Here is a 14,448-nt window from a genome sequence, read left to right as displayed (position 1 = left end):
ACCCTTACTCGGTGACCTTCTCCACCTCGTAGAAACAGAGGTGATCCTTGATCTCGGCCACCTCCGCCTTGGGGTCGGGGTAGTACCAGACGAGATCGGGCGCCCCGGGCAGCGACCAGTAGGAGGCCGTTCCCTTGAACGGACAATGGGTGTGGGTGTCCGACGCCGTCAGGAGGTCGGTCCGTACGTCCTCGGGCGGAAGGTAGTAGCGCACGGGGAGGCCGGTCTCGCGCAGGAGCAGCGGACGGCGGCTCTCGGCCAGTACCTGCCCCTCGTGAACGACCCGCACGTGCTCCAAGCCCTGCTCGACGGTGATGCGATGTCCAGTCGTCATACGTAGTGCAGCGCCCGCGGGCGGCCACTTCTTCCCTCGTAGGGTGGGTGCATGAATATCTGTGTCTTCCTGTCCGCGGCCGATCTCGACGAGCGCTACACCCAGCCCGCCCGCGAGTTCGCCGAACTCGTCGGCAAGGGCGGCCACACCCTGGTGTGGGGCGGGTCCGAGAGCGGGCTCATGAAGGTCGTCGCCGACGGCGTACAGGACGCGGGCGGCAAACTGGTGGGGGTCTCGGTCGACTTCCTGGCGGCCAAGGCGCGCGAGAACGCCGACGAGATGGTCATCGCCAAGGACCTCGCCGAACGCAAGGCGCTCCTGCTCGCGAAGTCCGATGCCGTCGTGATCATGGTGGGTGGCACCGGCACCCTGGACGAGGCCACCGAGATCCTGGAGCTGAAGAAGCACGGCAAGACCACCAAGCCCGTCGTCCTCCTGAACACCGCGGGCTTCTACGACGGCCTCAAGGAGCAGTTCCGCCGCATGGAGGACGAGGGCTTCCTGCCGGTGCCCCTGACCGAGCTGGTCTTCTTCGCCGAGGACGGCGTCGCGGCGCTCGCCTACCTCGAAGAGTCCCGCGGCATCCAGTAGGGCGACGACCAGGGCCTTTCGTGCGGATCAGGCCCGAGTGCGAGCATGGCGGGTATGGCTACTCACCTGATCACCGGCGCCGGCTCCGGCATCGGCGCCGCCGTCGCACGCCGGCTGCACGAGCGCGGCGACGAGCTCATCCTGCTCGCGCGCGACGCCGGCCGCGCCAAGGAGCTCGCCGCCCGCCACCCGGGCGCCCGCACCCTCGTCGGCGACCTCGCCGATCCCGACCGCCTGTCCTGGGCCTTCGACAAGCAGCCGATGCCGGACCGGCTCGACTCGCTGCTGCACATCGCGGGCATCGTCGACCTCGGCCCCGTCGGCGAACTGCGCCCCAAGACCTGGCACCAGCAGCTCAACGTCAACCTGATCGCCCCCGCCGAGATCACCCGCCACCTGCTGCCGCAGCTGCGCGCCTCGCGTGGCCACGTGGTCTTCGTGAACTCCGGCGCCGGGCTCAGCGCCCACGCCGAATGGGGCGCGTACGCCGCCTCCAAGCACGGCCTCAAGGCGCTCGCCGACTCGCTGCGCCAGGAGGAGCACGCGAACGGTGTCCGCGTGACGTCGGTCTACCCGGGCCGCACCGCCAGCCCCATGCAGGCCAAGGTGCACTCGCAGGAGGGCAAGGAGTACGACCCGTCGCGGTTCATCGACCCCGAGTCCGTGGCCACGACCATCGTCATGGCCATCGACCTGCCGGCCGACGCCGAGGTCAACGACCTCACGGTGCGCCCGGGCAAGTAGCCCGCCCCGCCCGGTGTTCCGGCAGGCGGCCGGGGCCGGGCCCGCTGCCCGTTGCGTAGGCTTCCGGGGTGAGAGAACAGAGCACATTCCCCTGGGGGCCCGCCACCGGGATCGGTTCGATGCCGGGCGGCGACGCGCGGGAGACCGCCAAGACCGTCACCGGATCGCTGATCGGGGCCGAGGCGGCGAGCGGCGACTTCCCGCACCTCGCGGAGCTGCCCGCGCGCGGCCCCGGCGCCGACATGATCGGCCGGACCATCGGGCTCCTCGTCGAGATGTACGGACATGTGGAGCCCAGCGGCTGGCGGGTCGGCGACCGGCCCGGCCGGGACACCCGGCGGGCCAGGTCCTGGCTCGGCGAGGACCTGGACGCCCTTGAGGAGTTCACCCAGGGCTACACCGGGCCGCTGAAGGTGCAGGCCGTCGGGCCCTGGACGCTGGCCGCGGCCCTGGAACTGCGCAGCGGAGAGCTCTCGCTCGGCGACCCCGGCGCCTGCCGCGACCTCGCCGGATCGCTCGCCGAGGGCCTGCGCGACCACCTCGCCGACGTACGCCGCCGGGTACCCGGCGCGCAGGTGGTCCTCCAGCTCGACGAGCCCTCCCTCACCGCCGTGCTGCGCGGACAGATCCGTACCGCCAGCGGATACCGCACCCACCGGGCCGTCGACCGCCAGGCCGTCGAGGCCGCCCTGCGCGAGGTCGTCGCCGTGCACGACGGGCCCGTCGTCGTGCACTCCTGCGCCCCCGACGTCCCGTTCGCGCTCCTGCGGCGGACCGGCGTCGCGGGCGTGTCGTTCGATTTCGCCCTACTCACCGAACGTGACGACGAGCAGATCGGTGAGGCCGCCGAGAGCGGCATCAAGCTCTTCGCCGGAGTGGTGCCCACCGCCGACGGCCCATTGTCAGACCCTGCCGGTAGCGTCATGGGTGTCAGGACGCTGTGGCGCAGGCTGGGGCTGAATCCGGGGACTCTGGGCGAGTCCGTGGTGATCACCCCGTCATGCGGTCTCGCGGGCGCCTCGCCGGCGTACGCGCGGGCCGCGCTCGCCCACTGCGTCCGGGCGGCGAGATCGCTCGCGGACAACCCTGAGTGACGGGGACAACGGGAAACGGGAGGACATGACGGTGGCTGGCGAACAGAACGCAGTGCCCGCACAGGCACGGGAGAAGCACGCGCTCCTCGCCGAGCAGATCGAGGAGCACCGCTTCCGGTATTACGTCCGCGACCAGCCGGTCATCAGCGACGGCGACTTCGACAAGCTGCTCCGCTCGCTCGAAGCCCTGGAGGACGAGCACCCGGAGCTGCGCACCCCCGACTCGCCGACGCAGAAGGTGGCCGGCCCCTACGCGACGGACTTCGCCTCGGTCGAGCACCGCGAGCGCATGCTGTCCCTGGACAACGCCTTCGACGACGAGGAGCTGGCGGCCTGGTCGGAGCGGGTCGCCAAGGATGTGGGCACGGGCGCTTTCCACTACCTGTGCGAGCTGAAGGTCGACGGCCTCGCCGTGAACCTGACGTACGAGAACGGCAGGCTGACCCGCGCCGCCACCCGCGGCGACGGCCGCACCGGCGAGGACATCACGCCCAACGTGCGCACCATCGCCGACATCCCCACCCGCCTCAAGGGCGACCGCATCCCCGCCCTCGTCGAGATCCGCGGCGAGGTCTACTTCCCGATGGAGGCCTTCGAAGGTCTCAACGCGCGTCTGGTCGAGGCGGGCGACAAGCCGTTCGCCAACCCGCGCAATGCGGCGGCCGGTTCACTGCGCCAGAAGGACCCCAAGGTCACCGCCACCCGGCCACTGCACATGGTGGTGCACGGCATCGGCGCCCGCGAGGGCTTCGACATCGACCGCCTGTCCCAGGCGTACGGCCTGCTGCGCGAATGGGGCCTGCCCACCGCCCAGCACAACAAGGTGGTCGGCTCCCTGGAAGAAGTGCGCCAGTTCATCGCCTACATGGGCGAGAACCGGCACTCCGTGGTGGAGCACGAGATCGACGGCGTCGTCGTCAAGCTCGACGAGATCCCCCTCCAGGGCCGCCTCGGCTCCACCGCGCGCGCCCCCCGCTGGGCCATCGCCTGGAAGTACGCGCCGGAAGAGGTCAACACCAAGCTCATCAACATCCGTGTGGGCGTGGGGCGCACGGGCCGCGTCACGCCGTACGCCCAGGTGGAACCGGTCACCGTGGCCGGCTCCGAGGTCGAGTTCGCCACCCTGCACAACCAGGACGTGGTCAAGGCCAAGGGCGTCCTCATCGGCGACACCGTGGTGCTGCGCAAGGCGGGCGATGTCATCCCCGAGATCCTGGGCCCCGTCGCCGACCTGCGGGACGGCAGCGAGTACCCCTTCGAGATGCCCGCTCAATGCCCGGAGTGCGGCACCGCCCTGCGTCCGATGAAGGAGGGCGACATCGACCTGCGCTGCCCCAACGCGCGGTCCTGCCCCGCCCAGTTGAGAGAGCGCCTGTTCTACCTGGCGGGCCGCAAGAGCCTCGACATCGAGAACTTCGGGTACGTGGCGGCGGCCGCCCTCACCAAGCCCCTCGAACCCGCCACCCCGCCGCTCCTGGACGAAGGCGGCCTCTTCGACCTGACGATGGAACAGCTCCTGCCCATCAGGGCGTACGTCCTCGACCAGGACAGCGGGCTGCCCAAGCGCGATCCGAAGACCGGTGAGGAGAAGACCGCGCTCGTCTTCGCCAACATGAACGGCGAGCCCCGCAAGAACGCCGTCTCGATGCTGGAGAACATCGCGGCGGCCAAGGAGCGCCCGCTGGCCCGCTTCCTCACCGGGCTCTCCATCCGCCATGTCGGCCCGGTCGCCGCCGAGGCGCTGGCCCGCGAATTCCGCTCCATCGACCGCATCGAGCAGGCGACCGAGGAAGAACTCGCCGCGGTCGAAGGCGTCGGCGGGATCATCGCGGCCTCGCTCAAGCAGTGGTTCACCGAGGACTGGCACCAGGAGATCCTGCGCAAGTGGAAGGCCGCGGGCGTCCGCATGGAGGACGAAGGCAGCGGTGAGGACGAGGGGCCACGCCCCTTGGCCGGCCTCATTGTTGTCGTGACCGGAACTCTTGAGCGGCACACCAGAGACGGCGCGAAAGAAGCCCTCCAGAGCCGCGGCGCCAAGGTCACCGGCTCGGTTTCGAAGAAGACGTCGTTCGTCGTCGTCGGCGAAAGCCCGGGTTCCAAATACGACAAGGCGATGCAGCTGAAGGTTCCGGTTCTGGACGAGGACGGCTTCGCCGTTCTGCTGGAAGAAGGGCCGGAAGCGGCGAGGGAAGCGGCGGTGCCCACCGCCCCTGAGGGGGAATGAGACAGAAACCAGGGTAGTAACAGGGGGCCTGGAGGCTGCGCGTTGTCACCCGTTCGGCGCATAGCAGACCGACGCGGGTGGCTGGGCGGCATTCGGGCAAGAGCTGTAGACCGCTGCCCGACAGCGCCTTGCGCGGCCTACTGTTGAGATGCGCGCCTGTCGTGCACGGCCGACGGCCCTTGCTCGTGGAGCGCTTGGGGTGGAACACCAGTCGTGGTGGCATGACATCGGGGCCATCGCGTGCACGGGCACTGCCGGCTGTGAGAGGGACGGGAATGAAACCGACCGAGAGCACCGCCCCGGCTGTGAGGCTGCGCGGGTTCACGGGCTTTTCGTCCAAGCTGACGGCCGTCGTCACCGGCCTCGCGGGCGTGGCCCTCGCCGTCGGCTTCCAACGGGCCGTCCAGCAGGGCGACGCCCTGTTCCCCGGCGGGACGACGGGCTGGTCGCTCGCCGTCCTCAGCGGCATCATCGTGGGCCATCTCGTCGCGCTCGGCCGTGACCGCTGGTGGGGCGGCACGGGCTCGGGAGCCGCCCTCACCATCGCCGTACTGCTCCTCTACGGCTGGCTGGCGGCGGCGCTGGTCAGCCTGGCCGTGGTGGCCCTGGTCGGCGCCGCACGCCACAACCGCTGGCGCCAGGGCATCCTGCACGGAGCCGTGGACGTCCTCGGCACGGCAGGCGCGGGCCTGGTCCTCGCCGCGTTCGGCGTCGTCCCGGACGTCGCCGACCCCTGGTGGCCCACCCGGTGGAGCATCGCCACCATCCCCGAAATCGTCCTCGCGGCCGGCGCCTATCTGCTGCTCACCAGGACACTGCTGCGGTACGCGCTCACCCCCCGCGGCGACCTGTCGACGACGGCCCGCACAGCCCTGCTCCGGCAGGGCCTTGTCGCCGTCGCCCTGCTCGGCATCGCCCCGCTGATCTGTGTCGTCGCCATGTCCGTGCCGGTCATGCTGCCGCTGTTCGCGGTGCCGCTGGTCGCCCTCGACTCGACGCTGTGGATCGCCCGCGCCCGCGCCGAGGAGCAGTTGCGCGACCCGCTCACCGGGCTCCCCAACCGCCAGTGGCTCCTTGAGCGCACCTGGGCCGCCCTCGAAGAGGCCGAGAACACCGCGACCCGCTCCGCGCTCGTCCTGATCGACCTCGACCGCTTCCGGTCGGTGAACGACACCCTCGGCCACCTCGCCGGGGACCGCCTCCTCCTCCAGATAGCCGAACGGCTCAAGACCGCTCTGCCGCGTGGCGCGGAGGCGGCCAGGCTGGGCGGCGACGAGTTCGCCGTGCTGCTGCCCCTCTGCGAGTCCGCGACCGGCGCCATGCGCACCGCCCGCGGCCTGGTCGCCGAGCTGTCCTCGCCGCTCGACCTGGACGGGCTGACCCTGGTGCTTGAGGCCAGCGCGGGTGTCGCCCTCTTCCCCGACCACGCGCTCGACGCCGAAGGGCTGCTGCGCCGGGCCGACATCGCGATGTACCAGGCCAAGCGTGACCGTACGGGCGTGGAGGTCTACGAATCCAAACGGGACTCCAACACCCCTGACCGGCTCGGCCTGTTGGGCGACCTGCGGCGGGCGCTCGACGCCGGTGACGTGGAGCTGCACTACCAGCCGAAGGTCCAGTTCGACGGCCAGGTGGCGGGGCTCGAAGCGCTGGTGCGCTGGGTGCACCCCGAGCGCGGGCGGGTCGCTCCGGACGAGTTCATCGCCATAGCCGAGTCCAGCGGGCTGATGCCGCACCTCACCGAGTACGTCCTGGACACCGCGCTCGCCCAGGTGGCGCGCTGGCGTGCCCAGGGTCTCTTCGTGCCGGTCGCCGTCAACGTCTCCCCGCGCGACGTCCACACCCCCGGCTTCGCCGGAGCGGTCGCCGCGCGGCTGGCCCGGCACGGGGTGCCGCCCGGCGCGCTGCAACTGGAGATAACGGAACACGTCCTGCTGGAGGACCCGCAGCGGGCCGCCGACACCCTGGCCGGACTGACCGCCCACGGCGTGAAGATGTCCCTCGACGACTTCGGCACGGGCTACTCCTCGCTGGTCCACCTGCGGCGGCTGCCGGTCAGCGAGCTGAAGATCGACCGGTCCTTCGTCGCCCGGCTCGCCGTCGACAACGAGGACGCGGAGATCGTCCGCTGCACCGTAGATCTCGCCCATTCGCTGGGCCTGCTGGTCGTCGCCGAGGGTGTCGAGGACGACGAGACGTGGGAGCGGTTGCGGGATCTGGGCTGCGACGCGGTGCAGGGGTGGCTGGTCGCCGCGGCGATGCCGCCCGCCGAGGCCACGGCGTGGCTGCTGGCCCGGGGTGACTCCGGCTGGCACCGGCCGGCGGAGATAGCGGCGGCGGCTGCGCGGGCTGCCGAGGCGGAGGCCGGCCGCGGCTCCGGCCAGCCGGTCCAGTAGCTCGTACGGGGCGGGCCCCGCGCCCCGCCCCTGCGCCGGGGTCGGCCCCAGCCCCCCCCTTGCGCCGGGGTCGGCCCCAGCTCCCCGGGGCTCCGCCCCGGACCCCGTTCGCGCCTGAACGGCGCTCGTCCTCAAACGCCGGACGGGCTGAGAATGGCTCGCGTCCGTGATCGCGTACACGGCTGAAGACGCCCATACCGGTCGACGCGCCCGCGCTGCCAGGGGCGCCGGGAACTGCGCGTAGCCCCTGCGGGGAACCGAGCGGGCAACCGAGCGTGACGCGTGGTCGAAGTCGGGCCAGGGGCGCCGGGAACTGCGCGAGCACCTGAGCGTGACGCGTGATCGAAGTCAGGTCAGGGGCGCGGGGAACTGCGTGATCAGGTGTCCGTGGGCCGCTGCCGCTGCCGGAGGCGGGTGTGGCGGTGGGGGTGGAGGTGGGGGTGGGGGAAATCGGGCGGGGAGCCGTGGGGCGGGTTGGGGTGGAGAGCAGGGCCGGGGGCGGTGGTCCGGGGTGAGGGGGATATCCGTTTCGTGGTGACGGGGGCGCGCCGCATAGGATTGGGGCCACCACACTCACTCACCCCTGAGGATCGCTGCATGCCTGGCATTACGCGCGAGGAGGTCGCCCACCTCGCCCGGCTGGCGCGTCTTGAGCTGAAGGGCGAAGAGCTCGACCACTTCGCCGGACAGCTCGACGACATCATCGGCGCGGTCGCCCGCGTCTCCGAGGTCGCCGACCAAGACGTACCCCCGACCTCCCACCCGCTGCCGCTGACCAACGTCATGCGCGCGGACGAGGTCCGTCCGTCGCTCACCCCCGCGCAGGCGCTCTCCGGCGCCCCCGCCCAGGAGCAGCAGCGTTTCAAGGTGCCGCAGATCCTGGGGGAGGACTAATCATCATGACGGACATCATCAAGCTCACCGCGGCCGAGATCGCCGCGAAGATCGCGTCCGGCGAGCTCACCGCCGTCGAGGTCACCGAGGCCCACCTGGCCCGCATCGAGGCCGTCGACGAGAAGGTCCACGCCTTCCTGCACGTCGACCGCGAGGGCGCGCTCGCGCAGGCCCGCGCCGTCGACGCCAAGCGCGCCGCCGGCGAAAAGCTCGGCCCGCTGGCCGGTGTGCCCCTGGCGCTGAAGGACATCTTCACCACCGAGGGCATCCCGACCACCGTCGGCTCGAAGATCCTCGAAGGCTGGATCCCGCCGTACGACGCGACGCTCACCAAGCGCCTCAAGGCCGCCGACGTCGTCATCCTCGGCAAGACCAACATGGACGAGTTCGCCATGGGGTCCTCCACGGAGAACAGCGCGTACGGGCCGACCGGCAACCCCTGGGACCTGACCCGCATCCCCGGCGGCTCCGGCGGCGGCTCCTCCGCCGCCCTCGCCTCCTACGAGGCGCCGCTCGCCATCGGCACGGACACCGGCGGCTCCATCCGCCAGCCCGCCGCCGTCACCGGCACCGTCGGCGTCAAGCCGACCTACGGCGCGGTCTCCCGCTACGGCATGGTGGCGTTCAGCAGCAGCCTCGACCAGGGCGGCCCCTGCGCCCGTACGGTCCTGGACGCGGCGCTGCTCCACGAGGTCATCGCCGGACACGACCCGCTCGACTCGACGTCCATCGACGCGCCGGTCCCGCCGGTCGTCGAGGCCGCCCGCAACGGCTCGGTGGCCGGGATGCGCGTCGGCGTCGTCAAGCAGTTCAGCGGCGAGGGCTACCAGGCCGGTGTCGTCCAGCGCTTCAACGAGTCGGTCGAGCTGCTGAAGTCGCTCGGCGCCGAGGTCGTCGAGCTGGACTGCCCCTCCTTCGACCTGGCGCTCTCCGCGTACTACCTGATCGCGCCGTCGGAGTGCTCCTCCAACCTGGCCCGCTTCGACGCGATGCGCTACGGCCTGCGCGTCGGCGACGACGGCACGAAGTCCGCCGAGGACGTCACCGCGCTGACCCGCGAGGCCGGCTTCGGCGACGAGGTCAAGCGCCGCATCATCCTCGGTACGTACGCGCTGAGCTCCGGCTACTACGACGCGTACTACGGCTCGGCCCAGAAGGTCCGCACGCTCATCACCCGGGACTTCGAGAAGGCCTTCGAGCAGGTCGACGTGATCGTTTCGCCGACCACGCCCACCACCGCCTTCCCGATCGGCGAGCGCGCCGACGACCCGATGGCGATGTACCTGGCCGACCTGTGCACCATCCCGACCAACATGGCGGGCAACGCCGCCATGTCGCTGCCCTGCGGCCTCGCGCCGGAGGACGGCCTGCCGGTCGGGTTGCAGATCATCGCCCCCGCCATGAAGGACGACCGCCTGTACAAGGTGGGAGCCGCCGTCGAGGCCGCCTTCGTGGAAAAGTGGGGACACCCGCTGCTTGAGGAGGCACCGTCGCTGTGAGCGCACTGACCAAGGCCAAGGGCTTCAAGAAGTCCAAGGCCGGTACGTACCTGTCCATCGGCACCACCGCCTTCGGTGCCATCAGCGTCGTCAAGCAGGCCAAGAAGGCCCGCACCGAGAACGACACGCTGAAGCTGATCGACGCCGTCGTCTCCGCCGCCGCCATCGCCACCGGCGTCGCCATCCTGCTGCGCGAGCTCAAGCGCATCGGTGACGACGACGTCCTGTTGGGCTGAGAGGGAAGTTTTTCACCGTGACCGTCATTGATCTGGTCTCGTACGAGGACGCCCTCGCGTCGTACGACCCCGTCATGGGCCTTGAGGTCCATGTCGAACTCGGCACCAAAACCAAGATGTTCTGCGGCTGCTCGACCGAGCTGGGCGCCGAGCCCAACGCGCAGACCTGCCCCACCTGCCTCGGCCTGCCCGGCTCGCTCCCGGTCGTCAACGCGATCGGCGTCGAGTCGGCCGTCAAGATCGGCCTCGCGCTGAACTGCGAGATCGCCGAGTGGTGCCGCTTCGCCCGGAAGAACTACTTCTATCCGGACATGCCGAAGAACTTCCAGACCTCGCAGTACGACGAGCCGATCGCCTTCAACGGCTATCTGGACGTCCAGCTGGAGGACGGCGAGATCTTCCGCGTGGAGATCGAGCGCGCCCACATGGAGGAGGACACCGGCAAGTCGCTGCACGTCGGTGGCGCGACGGGCCGTATCCACGGCGCATCGCACTCGCTCCTGGACTACAACCGCGCGGGCATCCCGCTCATCGAGATCGTCACCAAGCCGATCGAGGGCGCGGGCGAGCGCGCCCCCGAGGTCGCCAAGGCGTACGTGGCCGAGCTGCGCGAGGTCATCAAGGCGCTGGACGTCTCCGAGGCCCGGATGGACAAGGGCCAGATGCGCTGCGACGTGAACCTGTCGCTGCGCCCGCACGGCGTCGAGAAGTTCGGCACGCGCTCCGAGACCAAGAACGTCAACTCGCTGCGTTCGGTGGAGCGGGCCGCCCGCTTCGAGATCCAGCGGCACGCGGCGGTGCTGTCCTCGGGCGGCACGATCGTGCAGGAGACCCGGCACTTCCACGAGGAGGACGGCTCCACGACCTCGGGGCGCATCAAGGACAACGCCGAGGACTACCGCTACTTCCCCGAGCCGGACCTGGTGCCGGTGGCGCCCGCGCGCGCCTGGGTCGAGGAACTGCGTTCCGGGCTCCCCGAGATGCCCCGGGTGCGGCGCAACCGGCTCCGCGAGGAGTGGGGCGTATCCGAGCACGACATGCAGTCGATGCTGAACGCCGGCGCGGTCGACCCGATCGTCGCGACGATCGAGGCGGGCGCGGATGCGGCCGGTGCCCGCAAGTGGTGGATGGGCGAGCTCGCCCGTAACGCTAACGAGCGGGGCGTCGCGCTCGACGAGCTGCCCGTCACCCCGGCGCAGGTCGCCCGGGTCGTGGCGCTCGTCGCCGCGGGCGACCTCAACGACAAGCTGGCGCGCCAGGTCATCGAGGGTGTCCTCGCGGGCGAGGGCGACCCCGACGCGGTCGTCGAGAAGCGCGGCCTGAAGGTCGTCTCGGACGAGGGGGCGCTGGGCGCTGCCGTGGACGAGGCCATCGCGTCCAACGCGGCGATCGCGGACAAGATCCGTGGGGGCAAGGTTGCGGCCGTGGGGGCGCTGGTCGGTGCGGTCATGAAGACCACGCGTGGTCAGGCTGACGCGGCGCGCGTCAAGGAGCTCATCCTGGAGCGCCTGGGCGTCGAGGGCTAGCCCCTCGCCCCCAAGGGGCGGTCCGGCCCGGCGACTTGCCCGGGGCGGGCCGCCCTTTGCTTTGCCCCACCCCGCCCCTTCCCGTAACCCTCCGGGGGTATGGGTGGGTTGAGCCACACTCCCGGGGCTCCGCCCCGGACCCCGCCCGCGCCTGAACGGCGCTCGTCCTCAAACGCCGGACGGGCTGAGGCGCCCCGTACCGCCCGGCATGGAGTAGTTCAGGGCCGCGAGGCGGCCTGAGGGCGTGCATGCCGCCCGGCATGGAGTAGTTGAGGGGCGCGGGGAACTGCGCGGGGTGGGTTGAGGGTGTGCACGCCGCCCGGCACCGAGCAGCCCAGGGGCGCGGGGCGGGTTGAGGATGTGCATGCCGCCCGGTACGGAGTGGTCAGGGGCGCGGGGAACTGCGCGGGGTGGGCTGAGGGCGTGCATGCTGCCCGGCGTGGAGTAGTTGAGGGGCGCGGGGAACTGCGCGAGCCGGGCTGAGGGCGCGCATGCCGCCCGGCGCCGAGCAGCCCAGGGGCGCGGGGAACCGCGCGAGGCGGGTTGAGGATGTGCATGCTGCCCAGCACGGAGTAGCCAAGGGCGGCGAACCGCGCGACCGGTCGCGCCCCCGTGCGGGTTGGACTTTCGCAGGCAGCGCTTGGACGTTCATCCGGGGGTACGGCCGGGGCCTTCTGGGGGACACCCCGGGTCACTACCGTTCCCCGTACACACCCCACCGCCCGGGAGGACGACTTGACCACGGACAACGCCGCCGAAGGCACCGGCACCGGCACCGGCACCGGCACCGGCACCGGCATCTCACGGCGACGCCTGCTCGCCCTGAGCGGAGGCGCCCTCGGCGTCGCCGCGGCCGGCTCGCTGCTGCCGCCCTCGTTGCAGACCGCGATGGCCGCAGGGCCGCCCGCCGGAGGGCTGAGCGCGGTCAAGCACGTGGTGATCCTCATGCAGGAGAACCGGTCCTTCGACCACTACTTCGGAACGCTGCGCGGCGTACGCGGCTTCGGTGACCGCAATGCCGTCCAACTCCCGGGCGGAAAGCCCGTGTTCGAGCAGCCCGGGCCGCTCGGCAGCACCGTGCTTCCCTTCCCCGTGCGCGGGGCCGCGGCCGCCCAGCACAAGGACCTCCAGTACATAGGCGCCCTCGACCACTCCTGGGCCGGCGGCGCCAAGGCCTGGAACGGCGGCTGGATGGACAACTGGGTCTCCGCGAAGACCTCGGCGACGATGGCGTACTACGACCGCCAGGACATCCCGCTGCACTACGAGCTCGCCGACACCTTCACCGTCTGCGACGCCTACCACTCCTCCATCCACAGCTCCACCAGCCCCAACCGCAACCATCTGTGGAGCGGCAAGACGGGGTACGAGCCGAACGGCAAGCGGGCCGTCGGCAATGACGCGTACGACGAGGGCACCCACCCCGGCTACGACTGGGGCACCTACGCCGAGCGCCTGGAAAAGGCCGGGCGCAGCTGGAAGACGTACACCGAGTGGGAGAACTTCACCGACAACCAGATCGAGTTCTTCACCACCTTCAAGGCGGTCGCGAGGAAGGCGCTGGCCAAGACCGGTGGCCACACCTTCATGGAGTCGTTCTACTCCGCCGTACGCGACACCGCGGATGCCGCCGAGCGCGAGCGGCTGCTCGGGCTGCTCGACCAGGGCGTCGCCGCGCTCACCAAGGCCGAACGCAGTCTGTTCGAGCGGGGGTTGAGGCGGGTGCCCACCGGCACGCTGGCCGACGCCTTCGGCAAGGACGTCGCCGCAGGCACCCTGCCCGAGGTCTCCTACCTGGTGCCGTCCGCGCTCGACTCCGAGCACCCCAGCGTCTCCTCGCCCGTGCACAGCGCGACCATCGTCTACAAGGTGCTCGACGCCCTCGGCAAGCACCCCGACGTCTGGCGGCACACCGTCGTCCTCATCAACTACGACGAGAACGACGGCTTCTTCGACCACGTCCCGCCGCCCGTCGCACCGCCCGGGGTGGCCGACGAGCAGTGGGAGGGCAAGCCGACCGGGCTCGGCGCGCGGGTGCCGATGCTCGTCGTCTCGCCGTGGAGCGTCGGCGGCTACGTGTGCTCCGAGGTCTTCGACCACACCTCGGTGATCCGCTTCCTGGAGCGCTGGACCGGGGTGCGCGAGCCGAACATCAGCGCGTGGCGGCGTACCGTCAGCGGCGACCTCACCTCCGCCTTCGACTTCAAACGCGGCAGGTCCCAGCCCGCCGTCAACCGGCCCGGACCCATCCCGCCGCTGAGCGGACGCTGGCGTCCCGAGCCGCCCGCCCAGCAGCACATGCCGGTGCAGGAGGAGGGCAGCCGGCCCGCGCGCCCGCTGCCGTACCAGCCGGACGCCCACGCGCGGGTCTCCCAGGGCGCGCTCCAGGTGCAGCTCAGCAACAACGGCGGGGCGAGCGTCCACTTCGCGCTCTACCCGTACGCCGGGGAGTTCGCCGCGCCGCAGCACAAGGACGTCCGGGGGACGACAAGCTGGAGCGTGCCCCTGACCGGGGACGCGCACGGCGCCTACGCGTTCACGGTGACCGGTCCGAACGGGTTCCGGCGGGAGTTCGAGGGCGCCGGGGCCGTGGACGCCGCCGAGGTGACGACGTACCTCGACCATCACGACCGCGACGTCCACATGACGCTCCGCAACCGCGGCCGCAAGCCGGTCACCTTCGTGGTCCGGCCGCTCGGTTACGCCGACGAGGCCGATCTGCGGGACTGGCGGCGGACCGTCACGGTCAAGCCGGGCCGCAGCCGCACGGTCGTGCACTCGGCCGCCGACGCGCACGGCTGGTACGACCTCGAAGTGACCGTGGACGGCTCCGGGTTCCGCAGGCGGCTGATGGGCCACATCGAGAACGGGCGCCCGAGCGTGTCGGGCTGATCCGGCCGCCCATCGGCG

Annotated in this window: 11 protein-coding genes; 10 read left to right on the top strand and 1 reads right to left on the bottom strand. The window is 71.2% G+C overall.

Going from position 1 to position 14,448, the window contains the following annotated elements:
* Positions 1 to 4 precede the first annotated feature (4 nt).
* Positions 5 to 334, bottom strand: coding sequence for a DUF427 domain-containing protein (locus tag ACGFW5_RS07840; RefSeq protein ID WP_393833283.1), 330 nt, complete (start codon positions 332 to 334; stop codon positions 5 to 7).
* A 51-nt stretch (positions 335 to 385) separates the two neighbouring features.
* On the opposite strand from ACGFW5_RS07840, the gene ACGFW5_RS07835 reads away from it, so the two are divergent.
* The 10 genes from ACGFW5_RS07835 to ACGFW5_RS07790 all read left to right on the top strand — a co-directional run bounded on the left by ACGFW5_RS07835 (position 386) and on the right by ACGFW5_RS07790 (position 14,430).
* A complete protein-coding gene (locus tag ACGFW5_RS07835; RefSeq protein WP_393833282.1) occupies positions 386 to 925 on the top strand; it encodes a TIGR00730 family Rossman fold protein in 540 nt (179 codons plus the stop codon).
* Positions 926 to 970: 45 nt separating this feature from the next.
* The gene (locus tag ACGFW5_RS07830; RefSeq protein WP_393833281.1) at positions 971 to 1,669 is read left to right on the top strand and encodes an SDR family oxidoreductase; all 699 of its coding nucleotides are present in this window, start codon (positions 971 to 973) and stop codon (positions 1,667 to 1,669) included.
* 119 nt (positions 1,670 to 1,788) lie between these two features.
* A complete protein-coding gene (locus ACGFW5_RS07825) occupies positions 1,789 to 2,763 on the top strand; it encodes a methionine synthase (RefSeq protein ID WP_393833402.1) in 975 nt (324 codons plus the stop codon).
* A 25-nt stretch (positions 2,764 to 2,788) separates the two neighbouring features.
* Complete coding sequence (ligA, locus tag ACGFW5_RS07820) at positions 2,789 to 4,987, top strand: NAD-dependent DNA ligase LigA (RefSeq protein WP_393833280.1); 2,199 nt, start codon at positions 2,789 to 2,791, stop codon at positions 4,985 to 4,987.
* A gap of 275 nt (positions 4,988 to 5,262) precedes the next feature.
* Positions 5,263 to 7,383 (top strand): putative bifunctional diguanylate cyclase/phosphodiesterase, encoded by a 2,121-nt coding sequence (locus ACGFW5_RS07815; protein WP_393833279.1) that lies wholly within the window; start codon positions 5,263 to 5,265, stop codon positions 7,381 to 7,383.
* A gap of 597 nt (positions 7,384 to 7,980) precedes the next feature.
* Positions 7,981 to 8,277 carry an Asp-tRNA(Asn)/Glu-tRNA(Gln) amidotransferase subunit GatC gene (gene gatC, locus ACGFW5_RS07810; protein WP_003966094.1) on the top strand — a complete coding sequence of 99 codons (297 nt, stop codon included), beginning with the start codon at positions 7,981 to 7,983 and terminating at the stop codon, positions 8,275 to 8,277.
* A 5-nt stretch (positions 8,278 to 8,282) separates the two neighbouring features.
* The gene (gene gatA / locus ACGFW5_RS07805) at positions 8,283 to 9,776 is read left to right on the top strand and encodes an Asp-tRNA(Asn)/Glu-tRNA(Gln) amidotransferase subunit GatA (protein ID WP_393833278.1); all 1,494 of its coding nucleotides are present in this window, start codon (positions 8,283 to 8,285) and stop codon (positions 9,774 to 9,776) included.
* A complete protein-coding gene (locus ACGFW5_RS07800; RefSeq protein ID WP_120721241.1) occupies positions 9,773 to 10,012 on the top strand; it encodes a hypothetical protein in 240 nt (79 codons plus the stop codon). Before gatA ends, ACGFW5_RS07800 begins: the two co-directional genes overlap by 4 nt.
* Before the next feature lie 17 nt (positions 10,013 to 10,029).
* Positions 10,030 to 11,538 carry an Asp-tRNA(Asn)/Glu-tRNA(Gln) amidotransferase subunit GatB gene (gene gatB, locus ACGFW5_RS07795; protein ID WP_393833277.1) on the top strand — a complete coding sequence of 503 codons (1,509 nt, stop codon included), beginning with the start codon at positions 10,030 to 10,032 and terminating at the stop codon, positions 11,536 to 11,538.
* A gap of 798 nt (positions 11,539 to 12,336) precedes the next feature.
* Positions 12,337 to 14,430 (top strand): phosphocholine-specific phospholipase C, encoded by a 2,094-nt coding sequence (locus tag ACGFW5_RS07790; protein ID WP_393833401.1) that lies wholly within the window; start codon positions 12,337 to 12,339, stop codon positions 14,428 to 14,430.
* Positions 14,431 to 14,448 lie beyond the last annotated feature (18 nt).

The sequence above is a fragment of the Streptomyces sp. NPDC048416 genome (assembly GCF_043200435.1).
GTDB lineage: Bacteria > Actinomycetota > Actinomycetes > Streptomycetales > Streptomycetaceae > Streptomyces.
The sequence above is the reverse complement of the archived record's forward strand: the minus strand, read 5'-3'. Positions and strand labels throughout refer to the sequence as shown.